The organism is Streptomyces sp. NPDC020875, from assembly GCF_040641415.1.
Lineage (GTDB): Bacteria > Actinomycetota > Actinomycetes > Streptomycetales > Streptomycetaceae > Streptomyces.
On the sequence record NZ_JBFADP010000071.1, the window covers coordinates 19,288 to 38,621 of the forward strand.

12 protein-coding genes are annotated in these 19,334 nt (G+C 72.2%); 9 read left to right on the plus strand and 3 right to left on the minus strand.

What is annotated here, in order from left to right; all coding sequences use genetic code 11:
* Positions 1–142: 142 nt before the first annotated feature.
* From AB0G74_RS30395 to AB0G74_RS30405, 3 genes are all read left to right on the plus strand, one after another.
* Entirely contained in the window at positions 143–3,415 is a 3,273-nt protein-coding gene (locus AB0G74_RS30395; protein ID WP_361152733.1) for an AMP-binding protein, read from the plus strand.
* Positions 3,416–3,492: 77 nt separating this feature from the next.
* Positions 3,493–4,863 (plus strand): lysine N(6)-hydroxylase/L-ornithine N(5)-oxygenase family protein, encoded by a 1,371-nt coding sequence (locus AB0G74_RS30400; protein WP_361152735.1) that lies wholly within the window; start codon positions 3,493–3,495, stop codon positions 4,861–4,863.
* The gene (locus tag AB0G74_RS30405) at positions 4,860–5,630 is read left to right on the plus strand and encodes an alpha/beta fold hydrolase (RefSeq protein ID WP_361152737.1); all 771 of its coding nucleotides are present in this window, start codon (positions 4,860–4,862) and stop codon (positions 5,628–5,630) included. Before AB0G74_RS30400 ends, AB0G74_RS30405 begins: the two co-directional genes overlap by 4 nt.
* Positions 5,631–5,766: 136 nt before the next feature.
* On the opposite strand, the gene AB0G74_RS30410 is transcribed toward AB0G74_RS30405, so the two are convergent.
* Together AB0G74_RS30410 and AB0G74_RS30415 are read right to left on the minus strand one after the other, a co-directional pair.
* Entirely contained in the window at positions 5,767–6,411 is a 645-nt protein-coding gene (locus AB0G74_RS30410) for an FMN-binding negative transcriptional regulator (protein WP_361152740.1), read from the minus strand.
* 297 nt (positions 6,412–6,708) lie between these two features.
* Positions 6,709–7,917 carry a transposase gene (locus AB0G74_RS30415; RefSeq protein ID WP_361152742.1) on the minus strand — a complete coding sequence of 403 codons (1,209 nt, stop codon included), beginning with the start codon at positions 7,915–7,917 and terminating at the stop codon, positions 6,709–6,711.
* A 590-nt stretch (positions 7,918–8,507) separates the two neighbouring features.
* Between AB0G74_RS30415 and AB0G74_RS30420 the strand changes: the two genes are divergently transcribed.
* Positions 8,508–9,203, plus strand: coding sequence for an LmbU family transcriptional regulator (locus tag AB0G74_RS30420; protein ID WP_361152745.1), 696 nt, complete (start codon positions 8,508–8,510; stop codon positions 9,201–9,203).
* Here AB0G74_RS30420 and AB0G74_RS30425 read toward each other — a convergent pair.
* Positions 9,200–10,759 carry an FAD-dependent monooxygenase gene (locus AB0G74_RS30425; protein WP_361152747.1) on the minus strand — a complete coding sequence of 520 codons (1,560 nt, stop codon included), beginning with the start codon at positions 10,757–10,759 and terminating at the stop codon, positions 9,200–9,202. The genes AB0G74_RS30420 and AB0G74_RS30425 overlap by 4 nt on opposite strands.
* Positions 10,760–11,114: 355 nt before the next feature.
* Between AB0G74_RS30425 and fabG the strand changes: the two genes are divergently transcribed.
* The 5 genes from fabG (at position 11,115) to AB0G74_RS30450 (ending at position 19,304) form a co-directional block, all read left to right on the plus strand.
* The gene (gene fabG, locus AB0G74_RS30430) at positions 11,115–11,897 is read left to right on the plus strand and encodes a 3-oxoacyl-ACP reductase FabG (RefSeq protein ID WP_361152750.1); all 783 of its coding nucleotides are present in this window, start codon (positions 11,115–11,117) and stop codon (positions 11,895–11,897) included.
* A 127-nt stretch (positions 11,898–12,024) separates the two neighbouring features.
* Positions 12,025–12,456 (plus strand): SgcJ/EcaC family oxidoreductase, encoded by a 432-nt coding sequence (locus tag AB0G74_RS30435; RefSeq protein WP_361152753.1) that lies wholly within the window; start codon positions 12,025–12,027, stop codon positions 12,454–12,456.
* A gap of 266 nt (positions 12,457–12,722) precedes the next feature.
* Positions 12,723–13,685, plus strand: coding sequence for a helix-turn-helix domain-containing protein (locus AB0G74_RS30440; protein WP_361152754.1), 963 nt, complete (start codon positions 12,723–12,725; stop codon positions 13,683–13,685).
* A gap of 296 nt (positions 13,686–13,981) precedes the next feature.
* Complete coding sequence (locus tag AB0G74_RS30445; RefSeq protein ID WP_361152756.1) at positions 13,982–15,622, plus strand: VCBS repeat-containing protein; 1,641 nt, start codon at positions 13,982–13,984, stop codon at positions 15,620–15,622.
* Between the two features lie 25 nt (positions 15,623–15,647).
* Positions 15,648–19,304, plus strand: coding sequence for a LamG-like jellyroll fold domain-containing protein (locus AB0G74_RS30450; protein ID WP_361152758.1), 3,657 nt, complete (start codon positions 15,648–15,650; stop codon positions 19,302–19,304).
* Positions 19,305–19,334 lie beyond the last annotated feature (30 nt).

Here is a 19,334-nt window from a genome sequence, read left to right on the forward strand (position 1 = left end):
CGTCCCGCCGGCGGGACACCGGCGACACCCCCGTGACCTGTCCCCCCGCCGGTTCCCGACTCTCTTGACCGGCTGATCCACCGCCGTGAAGGTGGAGGCGATCTACGGCTTCCTCCGGTTCCCGCCGTCTCTCGTTGAGGGGTTGATCCGTTTGCTCTCGTACGGCGCGTCGCCCGCGCACCAAGCGATGTGGCTGGCCCAGAAGATGTCCCCCGACACCCTGAACCACGCGATGATCCTCTGGGACGTGGACGGCGAACTGGACCGGGCGGCCATGGCGTCCGCGTTCCGGTACGTACTGGACGAGGCGGAGGTCCTCCGGATCACCTTCACCGACTTCACCGACTTCACCGCCGGCGAGGGCGGCACCGGCGGCCCCTTACGGCTGATCCCCCGGGAACTCGGGGACTGGCAGCCGTTCCACCTCGACCTCGGCGCCGAACCCGACCCCGAACAGGCCGCGCGCGACCGCCTCGCCGAGTTGCTGGGCCGGCCGTTCGACCTGGCACGGGACCTGCTGTTCCGGCTGGGCACGGTCACCCTCGCCCCGACCCGCTCACTGGTGGTGATCGCGTACCACCACCTCATATCGGACGGCTACGGCGCGGGCGGACTGCTCTCCCGGCGTCTCGCCGAGGTGTACACGGCCCTGGTCCGGGGGGCGGAGATCCCCGAACCGCCGCATCCGTGGGACGCCCGGTCCTACGCCGCCACCATGGCCGCGTACCGAGACTCGCCCGCGTACGCGGACGACACGGAGTTCTGGCGCGACTATCTGAAGGACGCCCCCGCCCCCGCCCGGGTGCCGGGCATCGCCCTGAGCGAGCCGGAACACGCCGCCCTCGCCGAACCGGTGAGCGCCGCCGACCGCTGGTCGGAGCTGGCCGACGCCATCGGCATGGTCAGCCGTACGCTCACCGTCCCGCGCGCCGAGGCCGACACCTGGGCCGAGGCCGCCGCGTCCATGGGCGTCTGGCTGTCGTCCCTGCTGACCACCGCGACCGCGGTCTACCTCCGGCACCGCTGCGACCGCCCCGCGTTCCTGCTCTCCCTGGCCGTGGGCAACCGCGCCGGAGCGGCGAGCCGCACCCCCGGCCTCGCCGTCAATGTCGTACCCGTACGTGCCGACGTGCCGCTCGGCGCCAGCCTCGCCGAACTCACCGACACCCTGGGCGACGAGACCTACGACATCCACGACCACACCGGCTGCCACTACTCCGACATCCAGCGGGCGAGCGGAACAGCGCTGGGCGACCGAAGCCCCTTCGGCACCGTCGTCAATGTCGTCGAGTTCGCGGAGCGGCTGACCTTCGGCGAAAGCCCGGCGCGCTATATCGGCGCGACCAACGGCGCCTTCGACGAACTCTCCGTCAGCGTCTCCACGGACCGGAGCGCGGGCGGCGATCTCCACCTCAGACTCGACGCCCCCCGGGGCCTCTACTCCCGGGCCGAGCTGCGCCTCATCGGCACCGACCTGATCGCTCACATCCGGGCGGCGGTGGCCGCCGGGCCCGACGCCCCGGCCGGCGCCCTGGACGTGGTCACCGGCGCCGACCGGGAACCCGTACCGACGGTCCCCCGCCCCGCCGGGGCGGCACTCCCCGGGCTCACGGTCCCGGAACTCTTCGCCCGCCGGGTGGCACGTGACCCCGACGCGGTGGCGCTGGTCCACGCGGGCACCACGACGACCTACCGCGAACTCGACGAACGCTCCGACCGGCTGGCCGAAGCGCTGCGCCGTCGGAGCATCGGACCCGGGACGGTCGTGGCGGTGGCGCTGCCCCGGTCGGCCGAACTGGTCGTCGCCCTGCTGGCCGTCGCCAAGTCGGGCGGCGCCCAGCTGCCGGTCGACCCGGCCCACCCGGCCCCGCCCGCCGCTTCGGCGACCGGTATACGCGCCCTGCTCACCGACCCGGCGACGGCCGACGCGACGACCGGCGGTGTGCCAGCCGCGTTCCGGGACGTACCGGTGATCCCGGTCGACGCCACCGGGCCGGACACCGGGTGCGAGGGCCCGGAAGCGACACCGGGACCGCCCCGCCCGGACGGGACGCTGGCCGTGATGTACGGCTCCGGAGCGGCCGACGCGGCCACCGGAGTCGCCGTCACCCACCGCAACATGGAGCGGCTCGTCCTCGACCACCACTGGCGGGAGGGCGCCCGGGGGCCCGTGCTCTGGCACACCCCGCCGACCTCGGAAGCGCTCGCCCTCGAAATGTGGGTGCCCCTGCTCAACGGCGGCCGGATCGTCGTCGCGCCGCCCGGCGAACCCGACATCGACACCCTGAACACGGTCCGGACGGACCACCCCGGCTGTGTCGTCGTCCTGCCCCCGGCCCTCTTCGAGACGGTCGCCGCGGACCGCCCCGAACGCCTCACCGGCTTCCGCGAAGTCTGGAGCTGCGGCGGCCCGGTCTCCGCGGCGGCCGTCCGCAGAATCCGGACGGCCTGCCCCGAACTGACGGTCGTCACCGGCCACGGCTCGGCGGAGACGGCAGTGACCGTCACCCGCCACCACCCGGCCGACGGAGCGCCCGCCGCCGCGCCCGCCGCCACGGCCAGGGCCGTCGCGGCGGACCACACCGCCCTCTACGTACTGGGGCCGGGGCTTGCCCCGGTGCCCACGGGCGTCACCGGGGAGCTGTACGCGGCCGGACCCGGCATCGCCCGCGGCTACCCGGGACACCCGGCGGAGACCGCGCGACGGTTCGTCCCCTGCCCGTTCGGCCCGGCGGGCGGGCGGATGTACCGTACCGGCGACCGGGCCCGCCGGACCGCCGACGGCCGCCTCGAACACCGGGGCCGGGCCGGTGACCCGACCGACATCCGCGGCGTCCCCGTCGACCCCGCCGAGGCCGAGGCGGTACTCGCCGCCCACCCCGCCGTCGCCCGGGCGGTCGTGACCGCGCGCGAGGACGGCACGGGACGACGGCGGCTCGTCGCCCATCTGGTTCCCGCCGACCCCGGCACCGGCCTCACGGACGGCGAGCTGCGCCCGTACGCCAAGGGGCTGCTGCCCGAAGCCCTGGTGCCGTCGGAATTCCTGCCGCTGCCCCGGCTCCCGGAGACGCCCGGGGGCCGGACCGACCGGGCCGCGCTGCCCGACCCGGTCACCGCCGACGACCGCTACCGGGCGCCCCGCGACGACACCGAACGAGCCCTGGCGAAGGCGTTCGCGGACGTACTGGAGGTCGACCGGGTGGGCATCGACGACGACTTCTTCGACCTCGGCGGCAACTCGCTGCGGGCGATCAGACTGACCGGCCTGATCCGGGCCGAGCTGAACCAGGAGGTGTCCATCCGCACCCTGTTCGTGGCCCGGACCGTCACCGGCCTGTCCGATATGTGGCAGGACCTCGCCCGGTCCAGCAGGCCCGCCCTGCGCCGGCGGACGAGCGGCGGCGAACTCCTCTGAGCGCCCACGACGAAAGACCACCGGCCGACGGCGGGCCCACCGCGCCGTACCGACCACGCCAGCGGGGAGAGACTGCAATGAGTGATCGTGCCCAGGAGATCTACGACGTCGTCGGCATCGGATTCGGTCCGTCCAACCTGTCGCTCGCCATTGCCCTGGAGGAGTCCCGGGGCGACGACCCCCGGGGAGGGACCAGCGCCCTCTTCCTGGAGCGCCAGCCGTCCTTCGGCTGGCACCGCAATATGCTGCTGCCGTCGGCGACCATGCAGATCTCCTTCCTGAAGGATCTGGCCACCTTCCGCAATCCGACCTCCAGCTTCAGCTTCGTCGCCTATCTCCACGCGTCGGGGCGCCTCCCCCGGTTCGTCAACAACCAGGACTTCTTCCCCACCCGCCAGGAGTTCCACCAGTACCTGGAATGGGCCCAGGCCCGGGTGGCGGACCGGGTCGAATACGGTACGGAGGTGACGTCGATCCGGCTGCCGCCGGGCACCGGCCCCGAGCGGGCCGACCGGCTGCGCCTGCGGGTCACCGACGCCGACGGCCGCACCGGCCGGGTGATCGAGGCCCGGAACGTGGTGATCTCCACCGGACTGGTCCCCAGCCTCCCCGACGGCGTCGAACGCGACGAACGCGTCTGGCACAGCTCCGAGTTCCTGGAGCGCTACCGCCGTACGAACCCCGCCGAGCTGCGCCGGGTGGCCGTCGTCGGAGCGGGCCAGAGCGCCGCCGAGATCACCCGATTCCTCTACGACGAACTGCCGCACGCCCAGGTGTGGTCCGTCATCCCCTCCTACGGCTACGTCGCCGCCGACGACACCCCCTTCGCCAACCAGATCTTCGACCCCGGAGCCGTGGACGACTACTACTTCGGCTCCGAACAGAGCCGGGGCGCCTTCTGGCGGTACCACCGCAACACCAACTACTCGGTCGTCGACGACGACGTCATCCGGGACCTCTACCGCCGGGCGTACGACGAGGACGTACGCGGCGAGAACCGGCTGCGGTTCCTCAACCTGACCCGGGTCACGGGCGTGAAGCGGGCCGGTGCCGAGACCCGGGTCACCCTCCAGGCGGGCCCCGGGGGCGAGGTCCGCGAACTCGACTTCGACGCCCTGGTCTGCGCCACCGGATACGACGCCATGGAGCCCGCGGGGCTGCTCGGCGACCTCGACCGGCACTGCCTCCGCGACGAGTCCGGCCGGTACCAGGTGGAGCGGGACTACCGGATCGCCACCGCCCCCGCCATGCGGTGCGGGCTCTACCTCCAGGGCGGCACCGAACACACCCACGGCCTGACCTCGTCGCTGCTGTCGAACATCGCGGTACGCAGCGGTGAGATCGCCGACTCCATCACCGCCCGCCGGGCGGCCGCGGAGCCCGGCGGAGCGGTCCCCGCCGAGGCCGCGGCCCCGGCCGCCGGAGCCGGAAAGGACACCGTACGATGACGAACCCGCCGTGGGAGCGGTGGATCCGCCGCTACCGGGACGGCGACGGCTGCACCACCGCACTCGTCTGCTTTCCGCACGCGGGCGGCTGGGCCAGCGCCTACCGGGGCTGGCCGGACGGGCTGCCGCCGGAGATCGCCGTACTCGCCGTCCGGTACCCGGGCCGTGAGGACCGGCTCGGCGATCCGTTCCCGGCCGGACTGGAAGCCCTCGCGGACGACATCGCCGACGCCCTCGCCGGACCGGCACCGTACCGGCTGGTGCTCTTCGGCCACAGCATGGGGGCGTCGGTCGCGCACGAGGTTGCCCTGCGTCTCCAGGAACGGGGCCGCACCCCGGCCGCCCTGTGCGTGTCCGGCAGGCGACCACCGCACCGGCTGGCGGGCCAGCGGCTGTTCTCCGGCCCCGACCACCGGATCATCGCGGACATCGTGCGCTCCGACGAGAGCCGTGCCGTGGTCTTCGCCGACCCCGATATGCGGGACCTGGTCCTGCCCGCCGTACGGGCGGACTACCGGCTGGTGGACGACTACCGCGGCGGCCCCCGCGCCCCGCTGGACTGCCCGGTCTACGGCTACCTCGGCGACAGCGACCCCGAGGTGACCCCGGAGCAGATGGACGACTGGGCCGAGCTGACGAACGACGGCTTCCGGCTGACCGTGCTGCCCGGGGGACATCTGTACCTCCGGGACGAGGAGGCCGCGCTCCTGGCGGACATCGGGGCGGTCGTGACCCGGCTGACGTGCCGTACCGAAGCCGCCCCCTGACCCGGGCCCCTGATCCGGGCCACCCCTTGATCAGGGCCGTCTCCGCGCCCCCGGGGCGCCCGCCGTCGGCGCCCCGGGACGCCCGCGGGATCCGGCCGGGCCGCGCCGGTGGCCCGGACGCGGCCCGGCCGGGCCGTTACGGCAGCCGGTCCATCAGCTCCGCCGTCTGCGCGTGCCGGGTGCAGCCGCGCCCGGCGAAGGACCGCACCACCCGCTCGCGCACCTCGGGACGCTGCTCCTGGCTCAGCTTGAACATTCCCTCGGCCTTGGTGACCCTGACGCGGAACGCCCCCACCGCGGCTACGATCCGGCGGAAGTAATCGATGGATCCGCTCATGTCCCAGCTGTCGCCGAATTCCCGCTCGAAGGCCCGAACCGTGGCCCGCACCACATCCAGGGTCTCTTCGGTGGACTCGATCCGCTCCACCACTCCATGGATATGGACCGAGGTGAAGTTCCAGGTCGGGGCGGCCGGGTTGATGTCGTAAACAGTGGGCGAGACATAGGCGTGCGGGCCGGTGAATGTCAGCAGGACCACCGTTCCGTCCGCCAATGCCGACCAATGCGGATTGGCCCGGTTCAGATGAGCCAGCAGCGGGATTCCGGCCAGATCGGATTCCGGCTCCCCCTCCCATCGAGGGTCGGTGATAACCGGTAGATGGGTGGCGAACGGACCGTCGGCGGGCGTTCCATTACTTGCCATCAGCGCCAGTGGATTCCGGCGCATGAGTTCGACCATCCAGGAGACGTCCGGAGCCCGGTAATGGCTGGGTACGAACATACGGCACTCACCTTTCATGGGGTGAGTGGAATGGTGGCACGCTGCGGTCGGGGTGTGAGCGGAGACGGCGGCACGAAGAGGAAATCGATATCGGAACTGCCGGGTCCCGCCGGCGGGACAATAATGGAAACGGCGTCACATCCGGTGAAAGCAGGCCCGGGTCGCCTTCCGTGACCGCCGGGGCGTTCCCGCCCGGCGCCCCCGCTCTCCGCCCGTGGTGGCCGGGTCGTCCCGTCAACGGGACGCCACGGCCACCACGGGCCCTGCGGCGCCGGACCCCGGCGGCCCGGGGCGGCGTTACGGCGCCGACGCGCCGGACCACTCGCGGGGCGCCCGGACGGCGGTCCTGGGCGGTCGCGCGGAGTGGTAGATCCGCCGCTGCCGGATCTCGGGCGGCGGGGTGAGCCGTCGGAAGGCGTGCGCGGCGGAGACCAGGGCCATGTGGTGGTACCAGCCGGGCAGGGAGCGGCCCTCGAAGTCGAGCAGCCCGAAGTCGCGGGCCATGGTGGCGACCGAGGCCGCGGTGGCGGCCCGCAGCCCGGTGAGCGACGCGACCTCGCCCAGGGGCCGGGCGGTGAGGTTGGTCATCCACAGCGGGCCGGTCCGGCCGTCCGGCCGCAGTTCGGCGAAGAGCCGGTGGGGGCGCTCCGGCAGCCGGGTCGTTCCCGCGCCCGGGGGAGTGACCAGTGCCGACTGGACCCGGACCCGCTCACGGCGGCCGTCCGCCGCCGTGACGGGCACGTCGTCGGGGGCGCCGCACGAGGACAGCAGGGACTTGGCCGTCACGAACTCCGGCGCGCCCGGGGGGCGTTCGACGGCGAGCCGGACCCGTAGGGCCGGTGGTACGGCGATCACGAACTCGTACCCCCGGCGGCCCAGCGCGCGAAGGAACAGACCCGCGTCCGGGCTGTCGCTCAGATCGGCCACGACGGGCGCGGGGGCGATGTCGTCATGGGCCGCGAGGGTGTCGACCAGTTCGAGCGCCTGGATCCACAGCGGCCGGTAGTGCACGGTGTCGGGGATGCGTACGCGTCGGCGCTGCCGGGGATCCTCGGTCCACCGCGTGGGCAGATGCAGCCGCCAGTCGACGGGTACCGGGGTGCCGCCGATACAGGTGAAGGCCCCGATGCCGAGCTGGCAGTTGAGGGTCCGGCCGGAGAACGGGTCGAAGTAGCGGTGTACGCCGACGGACCGGTCGCCCCGCTTGGGCAGGACCGCGCGGCCGATCGTCCAGGCGGTCGCCGGACCGTGTCCCTCCGCCCAGCGGGTCAGTTCCCGCATGACCGGCCCCCAGTCCCAGGGGCTGATACAGATGAATTGACGCATCGACTGGGCGGCGGTGGGTGAGGCGGAGACGGTGTCGGCCATACGGCGAACGGACTTCTTCCCTTGGGTGATGAGTAACCCGAGCAGGTAGGACTCCGCCCATCTTCGCTGGTCGGCCCTTCGCAGGCTACCGAACAGCGCTGCGGAGAAGGCAGTTAAGGAAGCGCTAAAATCTGACACTCCGTGCCCCCGTTGGTCTGAGTCGATACCGGGAAGTGGGGATTTCCCGTGCTGTGGCCATGGAGGTAGAAGCTAAGCGGAACCCGGCCGTCGCTCCATAGGCCCACCGCGTCCGGGGCGCGGCCGGCCGGCCCGGGACCCGGCGGCCCCGGGGGCGGTCCTCGAAGTGCGGGGTAAGCGGGGCCTCCGCCGCAGGCGCCGGGGATCCCGTCCGGTAAACCTCGAAAAGTAGTGACGGTCCTGACCTTGATCCTTGCCCCCGCATGAGTTCGCGCGGTCTACTCGGATAGGCGTTCGGAACGAGCCGCTTCGGTTGGGCGGTCGGCTTGAACCGTACCGCCGTAACGCTTCCGGTATCGGCTTCGGTGGCCTATCGGATCGCGGGCGATGCGAACGGGGGAATGCTGATGTGCGGGTTCGGCGGAGAAGGGGGCGATATGTTCGGTGTATATGGCATGCATATGCTGGGCGGTCATTGTCCTGATATCGCCGCGGCGTTCGTACCCGGGTTCTGACCCGCTATCACTGCCGCAACTCCGCGGTCCTCAGTGTCATACCCCTGTCCAAGAGCTGCATATTCGCCTGGAGGTATGGTGACCAACCGCAACGGGGGCCCCGAGGGGGAGCAGCCCGCCCGGTTCCGCAGAAGCCCGCACCCGGCGCCGCGTGCGTACCACGCGGTCGACGGCGAGCAGCGGCCCGCCCGGGTGCTCACGACCAATGTGGGGCTCCAGATCCCCGCCGGGCTCGCCTTCGAGGAATGGGAACGGGCCGGACGGCGGCTGTCGGGGCTGGTGAACTCCTCCTCCTGGTGGCTCGGTGACTGGCTCGTGTACGGCAAGGACCACTACAGCGACCGGTACGAGCGGGGAATCCGCGCGGCCGGACTCCAGTACCAGACCCTGCGGAACTACGCCTGGGTGTCCCGGCGGTTCGACGTCGTCCGGCGACGGGCGGGCCTGAGCTTCCAGCACCATGCCGAACTGGCCCCGCTGCCCGTGGAGGAACAGGACGCGTGGCTGGACCGGGCCGAACAGCTGGGATGGACCACCAAGCAGCTGCGGGGAGCCATCCGGCTCGCCCGTGAGGACGCCGCCGACACCGGCCGCGAACCGGCGGCGGAGACCGAGCGCCCGGCCGAGCCGACCCGCCGGCTCGCGGTGCCCGACAGTCGGCTCCAGTGGTGGCACAGGGCCGCGGAGCAGACCGGGACCGACTTCGAACAGTGGGTCCTGGCGACTCTTGACAACGCTGCCGAGCAGGTCCTGGAGGAGGCGCGAGCCTAGAAGGTGCCCCGGCCGGACTCCTGGGACGGGCCGATCGCCGAGTCCGGCAGGGGCGGTCCGAACCAGGTGGTGAGCGCGGCCCGGAGCGCCGGACCGCCGCCGGGCCCGTCGCCGTCGGCGGCCCAGGCGACATGGCCGTCGGGCCGGACGAGGAGTGCGGCGGGAGCGGGGATCCCGCCGACGCCCGGCACGGTCCAGTCCGAGTCCGTGCTCCGCGCCTCGACCAGGTCGACCCGGTCCGTCCAGCCCCGGGCCGCCACCGCAGTCCCGGCGCCGCCCCGCAGCTCCAGCAGTACGGGGCGGGCCGCGGCCAGCAGCTCGTACACCCGGGTGGTGCCGTCGGGCGTCCCGAGTCCGGCGTCGGGCACCCGGCGGCCCGTCAGGACATGGCCGCCGTCTCCCGGATAGCGCAGGTCGAGGGCCGTGAGCATGTTCCGGAGATACCGGTTGACGTCGTCGTAGACCATGACCGAGGCGAAGACGTCGCGCAGCGCCTCGGTCTGGGCGTCGGGCCGCCCCAGGGCCGACTGCGCCCGGGTGTTGTGGAGGACGGCCTCCGCGACCGGGTGCCGCTCGGTGTGATAGCTGTCCAGCAGGCTCTCCGGCGCCCGGCCCCGGATCACGGCACCGAGCTTCCAGCCGAGATTGACCGCGTCCTGCACCCCGAGGTTGAGCCCCTGGCCGCCCGCCGGGAAGTGGATATGCGCCGCGTCCCCCGCGAGCAGCACCCGGCCCGCCCGGTACCGGTCGGCCTGCCGCGCGGCGTCGTTGAACCGGGACACCCACCGGGGGGCACGCATCCCGTAGTCGGTACCCGCCAGCCTGATCAGCGACTTCCGGAGCTGTTCGAACGTCACGGGGTCGGTGCCGTCCGCGACCCGGTCGTACTCCGAGGTGATCACCCGGTGCCAGCCGGGCTCGAAGGCGATCGCCGAGAAGTTCCCGCCCGCCACCCGGCGGCCCCAGACGTACTCCTCGGGCAGGTCGGGGAGTTCGACGTCGCCGATCAGCGCGGTCATCGTGGCCGGGGTGCCGGGGAAGCCGATTCCCGCCAGCTTTCGTACCGTACTGCGCCCGCCGTCGCAGCCCACCAGATAGCGGGCCCGCAGTGCCGCCGGGGCCGTACCGGTCGCATCGAGCCCGGCCGTCACCCCGTTCGCGTCCTGTTCGACCCGGCTCACCCCGGCCGAGCGGTGGATCCGTACGCCCAGCTCCACGGCCCACTCCTCCAGCAGCCGCTCGACGGCGGGCTGAAGGATCATCAGCGGATAGGGATGCCGGGACTCGGACGGGTCGAACTCCAGATAGAGGCCGGAGAAATGGCCGACCGGCTGGAGCTCCCCGGCCGCCAGGAAGCGGTCCAGGACGCCGCGCTGGTCCAGCACCTCCAGGGTCCGCGAGTGCAGTCCCCCGGCCCTGGTCTCGTCCGACCGGCGGGAAAGCCGCTCGGCCACCGTCACATCGGCGCCCGCCAGCCGTAGCTCGCAGGCGAGCATCAGCCCCGTCGGCCCGGCGCCCACGATCACCACATCCGTGTCCGTACCGGTGTGTCCCATGCCGTTCCTCCTCGCTCCGAGCGCCTCCGCGGTCCGTGGCGGCTCCGCTCACGTTCGTGTCGGCGGCACGGCCGTTCAAGACGGTCGAGGTGCTGGGACCCGCGGCCGTCACCGGGCTTGCCCGTCCCGCCGGCGGGACGGCCGCCCGGAGGCTCCATGTTCCCCGGACCGCGCGCGAGGAGCGCCGCCCGAAGTCGCCCCCGGTCCCGGCCTCCGGTGGCCGGAAAACGCGGGTTTGCGGTCGGTCCGGTCCGCGCGCGGCCGGTTCCGTGCCGCGCGCGCCCTACCGTAACGATCACGACCGGGTCCGTACCGGCGGGCGCGGGAACGAAACGAGCGGGAGCGTGGGAACGGGATGACGGGAACCGACTGGCGTCAGCGGTCCGTGGTGGTGACGGGCGCGACCCGTGGTATCGGACGGGGGATCGCGGAGCTGTTCGCGGCCCGGGGCGCGGCCGTCGCGATCACCGGCCGGGACGAGACCGGCGCCCGCCGGGCCGCCGAGGAGATCGCCGCCGCCACCGGCGGCCGGGTCACCGGGTTCGGCCTGGACCTGCGGGACCCGGACGCGATCGAGTCGGTCGCGGCGGAGGTAGCCCGGCGGCACGGGCATGTGGACGTGGTCTGCGCCAACGCCGGGATCTTCCCCGGGAAGCCGCTGCGGGAGATGACGGCCGCCGATGTGGACGAGGTCCTCTCGGTGAATCTCCGCGGCTCGATCCTGGTGACGAAGGCGTTTCTGCCCGCGATCGAACGCGCCGGGCACGGCCGGATCGTGCTGACCTCCTCCATCACCGGACCCGTCACCGGTTACCCCGGCTGGTCCCACTACGGCGCGAGCAAGGCCGGACAGCTCGGATTCGTCCGGAGCGCGGCGCTGGAGCTGGCACCCGCCGGGATCACGGTCAACGCCGTACTCCCCGGCAATGTGCGCACCGAGGGCCTGGACGATCTGGGGGAGGGCTATCTGGCCCGGATGACCGCCGCGATCCCCGTCGGCCGGATCGGCGAGACCGCCGACATCGCGCACGCGGTGCTCTTCCTCGCCTCCGACGAGGCCGCGTTCATCACCGGCCAGACCCTCACCGTCGACGGCGGACAGACCCTGCCCGAGTCACTGGAGTCCCTGGCGACCTGACTCCGGGCCGGGACGTACGGCGGCCGGACACACTTGACCTCAAGTTTGGTCGAGGTTGTCGGATGGGGGTCGGCGGTGATCGGCGCCGTCCCCGGACCCGACGGGTCCGGAACCGTAAGGAGCGGTCATGACCCAAGAAGTCCTCGTGGTCGGAACGGTGTCACAAGGGACCCGGGAGGAGGTGTCCGCCGTGGTGAAGGCGCTGGAGGAGGCGTTCAACACCAAGGACGCCGTCGCGCTGGGCGAGCAGTTCGCCACCGACGCGTCCTGGACCAACGCCATCGGCACCCGCCTGGACGGCCGGACCGCCATCACCGAGTTCAGCGCCCCCGCCCTGAAGGGCTTCCTCAGCGACTCCTACGCCCGCTACGACATCACCAAACTCCTGGAGGTCGCGCCCGGGGTGATCGCCGTCAATGTGGTCCAGACCCCCACCGACGCCACGGGCGGGCCCGCCGAAGGGCCCTGGGGATCGGCGCTGTACGTGATCGCCGAACGCCCCGACGGCTGGAAGATCGTGGCCGGACAGAACACGGCGGTGCACACTCCGGCGACCTGATGGCCCGGCGGGGCGCGAAGTCGGCCGGGAGGGCCCGTACCGGTGAGCCGGTACGGGCCCTCCCGCGCGTCCGTCCCCCGTGTGGCGGACCCGTCCACGGCGCACCCGGCACGGACTTCCGGCCGCCTGTGGCCATGTTGATGGCCTCAATTGATCCTTTCCGTCGGTGATACGTACCACCGATTTATGGTGATCATGACCATGCCTCCTCGTCGCGGTCTGACCAGCCGCGAGACGAGGGGCGCAGCAGAGGGGGAGGCACAGCCATGCGCTTAACCGTGTTCAGAGGAGAGGGAGTTCCGGCCCGGGAGAGATTCGACAGCTGGCGGACGCTGGTGCACTCCAGCCATGCCCCCGTCGACATCTGGACCGACGGCGACAGCGACTTCCGCGCCGTGCACCGACTGCTGGACCTCGGAGCGGTCACGCTCTCGGAGCTCTCCAGCACACCCGTCCGGACCCGGCGCACCCGCCGTCATATCCGCCAGTCCGACCCGGAACTGTACTTCCTGTCCTTCATCCGGGCCGGCGGGGCCGCGGTCCAGCAGGGACGGACCCACGGCACCGCGGAACCCGGGGACGTGCTCTTCTACAGCATGTCCCACGCACACGAGGGCAGGCTCGCGCCGGGGCGGCCCACCCAGATGGTGGAACTCATCCTGCCCCGGTCTTCCCTGCCGCTGCCGTCCGCGCAACTGGACCGGCTGCTGGCGACCCGGCTGCCCGCGAACAGCGGGCTCGGCGGCATGCTGAGGGACGTGGTGGGGCGGATCGCCGACGACCCCTCGGTCAACGGACCCGCCACCACTCCCGTACTCGCCCGGACCGTGCTCGATCTCACCACCAGTTTCCTGGCCAGGTCCGCGGCGCTGGAGGTGCCGCCCGACGCTCTGCCGAACGCGCTGCTCTTCCGGATCCAGGACTTCATCCAGCGGAATCTGGCCGATCCGGACCTCAACCCGCCCGCGATCGCCGCGGCGCACCATATCTCCCCGCGTACCCTGCACCGGATCTTCCGGACCACCGGGGTCACCGTCGCCGCCCATATCCGCGAAGCCCGGCTGGAGCGGGCCCGGCTGGCCCTCGCCGACCCGGCGATGCGGGCGGTCCCGATCCGGGTGATCGCCGCCTCCTGCGGCTTCCCCCGTCCGGCCGAGTTCACCCGCGCCTACCGGGCCCGGTTCGGCCGTCCCCCCAGCGATTTCCGCCTGGACGAACCCGCCGCCTGAGACGTGTCCGGCCCCGGATGTCCGGGGCCGGGCCGCCGGTTCCCCCGTAAGCCGCCCTGGCACGGATAAGCAAGGAAGCTGTCACCGGATGCTAAGGACACCGCCCCGCCTCAGCGATCACTCTGTACATGTCACGGGGACGGGGTCCGGGGGGACCGCCGCAGATCCGGTACTGCCCGGAGCTGTCTCCGCTTCTGCCCGCCGGAAAGCACATCGTCCCGGCCCCGGTCGACACCGAACCGATGTCCATTCGGGCACCGCATCGGCGGAGCCCGGCGGCGCAGACGAGGGGCAGAATGTTCAGCAGATCCGAAGAAGCACCCGAACCCGGTTCCCCCGGCCGTGAGCGGCGCTCCACCGGGGGAGGCGGGGCAGCCGGGGAATCCGCCGGAGGAAGACGGCGCCCGTCCGGCTACCGCGCGCTCGCCTCCCTCTCCGCACTGCTGCTGGCCGGTGGCGCTCTCACGGTGAGTACGACTCCCGCGGCGGCGGCCATCTGCACCGCCGGTACCGACTCCGACTTCAACGGCGACGGCATCCGGGACCTCGCGGTGGCCGACGCGCAGGCCACCGTGAACGGACTGGCGGGCGCGGGCCTGGTCCGGGTCGTACTCGGCGGCGGCAAAGGCGAGTCCGAGATCAGCCAGGCCATGAGCAATGACGGGGCCGCGCCGGAGGCGGGGGACCAGTTCGGCTACTCCATCGCCGTCCACGACGCCAACCAGGACGGCTGCTCGGATCTGGTGATCGGCGCGCCGTACGAGGACATCACCGTCGGTACCGAGGTCCGGGTGGACGCGGGCGCGGTGTACGTCGTCCACGGGCGCCCCACCGGGATCGGCGAGGGCTCCGTGGTGGACAACTACACCCAGAAGGGCCTCGACATCGACGCGACCGTGGAGGCGAACGACTTCTTCGGCTTCGCCGTCGCCGCGGGCACCACTTCCACGGGCAAGCCGTTCATGGCCGTCGGCACCCCGGGCGAGAAGGTCGGCACCTTCGACGACGCGGGCGCGATCACCTACCGCCAGGGCACGGGCGTCGCCAACATCACCCAGAACGACCCCGGGGTCCCGGGCACCGCCGAGATCCACGACCGGTTCGGCGCCGCGATCGCCGCGACCTCCCGCTATCTGGTGGTCGGTATGCCCGGCGAGGCCCTCGGCCCCCAGACGGGCGCGGGCGCCGTGGCGGTCTTCAACCACACGGTCACCGCCGACAAGCGCCCCACGCCCATCCTCAGCCTCAACGAGGACAGCCAGGGCATGAACTCGGGTACGGGCGAGGAGGGCGACCGGTTCGGCGCGTCCCTGGCCATGATTCCGTACCGCACGGGATCCAGCGGCACCGAGGCCGACGCCCTGCTGGCGGTCGGCGCACCCACCGAGGACTCCGGCCAGCTCTCCGACACCGGAGCGGTCACCGTCGTACGGGTCCAGCCCGACGGCACCTTCACCGAGCTGAACCTCTTCGATCGGCTGGCACCCGGGGTGCTCGGCGACCCCGTGCTCAACGACCACTTCGGCCAGCGGGTCGCGCTCGCCCGTACCGGCTCCGGCGCCGCGAACGCCGACTGGAAGCTGGCGGTCTCGGTACCCGGCCAGGACGTCGGGGCGGCCGAGAACACCGGCGCCGTCCAGATCATCCCGGCGCGCGGGGCGCCCCAGGAAGCGGCCCAGCGCCTCCTCACCCGGGGCGACGGACTGCTCCCCGACACCCCGGGCGTCCGGGACTTCACCGGCATGGGCCTCTGGGCCAGCAACACCGAACTCTTCGTGGGCGCCCCGGGCGCCTGGTACGGCGGTGTCGCCAAGGGCGCCGCCTACACCGTGCCCTGGAGCCTGATCGCCGGTGGCACCGGGACCGTGACGACCGTTCGGCCCGGCACCGGGACCATCCCGGACGTCGGCACGTCCTTCGGCTCCTCGGTCCGTTGACCACGACCCCAGGGGGAGACACAGCGTGAGACACCGCACCCGGAAACGCACCGGGACCCGAACGGCCGTCGTGGCCGGACTCCTGCTCAGCATGCTCGGCGCCTCCGTCACCACCGCGCAGTCCGCCGCCCGTGGACCCGCCGCCGAGGCCCCCCGCGCCAAACCCCGGCCGGCGGCCGAACAGCCCCGGTCCGCACCGGACGAACGACGGGCGCGGGCCGTCGCCGAGACGTCCGGGCGGAAGGTCGAGGTGACGGCGCTCCGCGACGAGCGCAGCGAGACCTGGGCCAACCCGGACGGCACCTTCACCCGCAAGGAGTACGCACTGCCCGTACGGGCGCTGAAGAACGGGAAGTGGACCGAGGTCGACACCCGGCTCACCCGGCTGCCCGGCGGCCGGCTGACTCCCCGCGCCGCCACGGCCGCCATGACCTTCGGCGGCGAGGGCGACCGGGTCTTCGCCACCCTGGTACGGGACGGCAGAAGCTTCTCCGTGTCCTGGCCCGACCCGCTGCCCCGGCCGAAGGTGAACGGCAGCGCGGCCACCTACCGGGGCGTACTGCCCGGGGTCGACCTCGTGGTCCGGGCCGAGGCCGACGGCTTCTCCCACCTCCTGGTGGTGAAGTCGGCGAAGGCCGCCGCCCATCCCCGGCTGGCCGCCCTCTCGCTCCCGCTCACCTCCGCCGGGCTGCGGCTCAGCCGTGGCGCGGACGGCGGGCTGAAGGCCGCCGACCACACCGGCGGTACCGTCTTCGAGGCGCCGCAGCCCGTGATGTGGGACTCGGGTCCGGCCCCGGTCCGGCCCCCGGACGGGGTTCCGGCCGCAGCACCCCCCGAGGGGGCCCGGGTGGCGGACGTCGGACTGCGGGTCGACCGCGGCTCGCTCGCCCTCACCCCCGACCCCCGGCTGCTCCGGGGAGCCGGGACCCGCTACCCGGTCTATATCGACCCGGTCGCCCGCACCGCCACCAGGACCGGCTGGACCTGGGTCTCCTCCGGGAACCCCGGTCTGGAGGGCTGGAAGTTCCCCAACTCCGACGACGGTGTGGAGTCCGGCAAGGGCGTGGGGCGCTGCCCGGCGAACGTCTCCGTCCGCTGTGCGAACACCAATGACGTCCAGCGCCAGTACTACGCCCTGCCGACCGGCGGTTTCGAGGGGAAGACCATCCTCAGCGCCGAGTTCTCCATCACTCTCGTGCACACCTACAACAGTGAGCTCAGGCCGGTCGAACTGCACCGGATGAACAGCGGCGGCAGCAGCGCCATCAACTCAGGCACCAACTGGAACAACAAGCCCACCAGCAAGGGCCTGATCGACACCGCGTCGGCCGCGACCCCCACCGGTTCGTGTACGGCGACCAACCAGAACGTCCGGTTCAATGTGAAGTCCGCCCTCCAGTCGGCCGCCAACAAGGGCTGGGACACCAGTACCTTCGGGCTGATGGCGGCGTCCGAGGACTCGTACGCCTCCTGGAAGCGCTTCTGCAACAACGGAGCCCTGGAGGTCACCTACAACCGGCTGCCGTACCAGCCCCTCATGAGCGAACTCACCATGTCCCCCGGCGGCAAGTGCACCTACGGCCAGTCCGCCGAGCACCTCGTCAACGCCGCGCCCCGGCTCAACGCCGTGGTGTGGGACCCCGACCACGGTGACGCCGGCGGCAACAGCGAGCAGGTCCGGGCCCAGTTCGCGGTCTTCTGGACCGCCGCCGACGGCACCGTCAAACGACATACCGTAACCACCGGCTACAAGACCACCCGGAACGATCCGGAACGCGAGCATTCCGGCTGGCAGCGCTTCCAGTACACCGCGGGCACCGATCTGCCAGGGGACGGTACCGGCGCCTTCACCCTGCCGCAGAACACTGTGATCGGCTGGGAGTCCCGGGCCGGGGACGAACACGGCTGGAGCCCGTGGAGTTCCGAGGGATCGGCGACCCGCTGCGAGTTCCTCCTCGACTCCACCAAACCCGCCGCGCCCACGGTGACCTCCACCGACTATCCGGACGACGAACTCTGGCACAGCGGAATCGGCGACTACGGCAGCTTCTCCTTCTACTCGCCGGGTATCGACATCGTGAAGTACACCTATACGTTCTCGGGCGAGGAGACCCGGTCGGTCGTCCCCGAGGAGCCCAACCGTCCGGCCACCGTACGCTGGATGCCGAAGACCTTCGGCAGTAAAACCCTGGAGGTCTCCGCCGTCGACCAGGCGGGCAACAAGCAGTATCTGAAGCAGACCTATGTCTTCGACGTGGCCCGGGGCCGCTCCCCGAAGGCGTCGTGGAGCCTCGCCGACCCGGCCGGATCCCCACGCGCCGTCGGCGGGGACGGCGCCCCCGACGCCACCGCCGGATCAGGCGTCACCTTCGGCGTCGACGGACCCCATGGCTCCGTCCTCACCGCCGCCGAACTCGACGGCGGACCGAACGCCTATCTCTCCGCGGGCCGCTCGGTCGTCGACACCGGCAAGACGTTCGCCGTCTCCGCCTGGGTACTGCTGCCGACGGTCCCGACCACCTCCATGACCGTGGTCAGCCAGGACGGTATCGCCCAGTCCGGCTTCTCCCTCGGATTCGACGCGTCCACCGGCCGCTGGTCCTTCGTCACCCCCGACACCGATCTGGACTCCATGCTCTCCTGGCAGGTCCTGGGACCCAGGCCGGTCGCGGGGGAGTGGACCCATCTGGTCGGGGTGTACGACCGCGACGAACGGTCGAGCGCGTCGTCCCGGGGATCCCTGCGGATGTACGTCAACGGCACCCTGGTCCCGGGCCAGGTACAGGAGCGCCCCACCACCTGGAACGCCAGTGGACCGCTCCAGATCGGCCGGGCGCTGAACCACTCCGGCTACACCGCCAACCTGCGGGGTTCGGTCGCCGGGGTCCAGATCTTCGACCGGGTGGTCACCCAGGCCGAGACCCGCAAACTCGGCGGAATGGCCCCCGACCAGCGGTCGTACTGGGCCTTCGAGGAAGCCGTGAACGGAGTCGTCGCCGATGAGAACGGCCGGACCGGTCTCACTCTGCGCGGTACCGCCACGATTCCCCGCCCGCAGGACGTCTGCGACGAACTGGACCCGACCTGTGTGCCGTACACCCCGCTCCGCGGTGACGGCCATCTGGAACTGGCCGGGACCGGGGCCTACGCCGACCGCGGCCCGGGCCTGCTGAAGCCGACCGCCGGGTTCACCATCACGGCCCGCGCCCGGCTCGGTTCGATCGGCGGCACCGCCGACCAGACCGTGCTCTCCCTGCCCGGCACCCAGAAGTCCGCGGCACTGGTCCGCTTCGACGCGGCAGCCGACCGCTGGCAACTCGCCGTCACCAGCCGGGACCTGGTGTTCAGTACGACCACGACGTCCCAGGCACCGGGCAGCCTGCCCAGTGTCACCGGCCGCGGCGACCATCTGGCGCTCGCCTACAACGCGCTCTTCGGCGAGATCCGGCTGTACGTCAACGGGGTCTGGTCCGGTGAGTCCGTCCCCTGGATCCACAACTGGGACCTGAGCACCACCGGTCTCGACATCGGCCGCAACGGCGCCGGATCCCAGACCGGGGAGTACTTCTCCGGTGCCCTCGACGAGGTACGGGTCTTCCACGGCGCCCTCGACCAGAGCCTCATCCAGACCGTGGCCGGTCTGGAGTCCGGCCTCAGCCTCGGCGGAAGCCCCGGCGTCTGACCCCGGTCCGGCGCCCCCGGCACCCGGGGC